1 protein-coding gene is annotated in these 203 nt (G+C 68.0%); it reads right to left on the bottom strand.

All coding sequences use genetic code 11. From position 1 onward, the window contains the following. On the bottom strand, positions 1-203 hold a 203-nt coding region (locus O4G76_RS23435; RefSeq protein WP_269399165.1), incomplete at both ends, for a cytochrome c3 family protein.

The raw sequence follows: 203 nt of genomic DNA on the forward strand, positions 1-203 counted from the left end.
GTGACGACGTGGCAGTCGTCGCAGGTATTGGAGCTCGGGATGTGGTTGCCGGGCTTGCCGGTGGCGGTGCTGCCGTTATGGCAGCTGGCGCAGGCGCCGCTGACCGAGGCGTGGTCGAAGCGGACGTCGGTCCAGTCGGTGACGACGTGGCAGTCGTCGCAGGTATTGGAGCTCGGGATGTGGTTGCCGGGCTTGCCGGTGGC

The sequence above is a fragment of the Limimaricola sp. G21655-S1 genome (genome assembly GCF_027213785.1).
GTDB lineage: Bacteria > Pseudomonadota > Alphaproteobacteria > Rhodobacterales > Rhodobacteraceae > Limimaricola.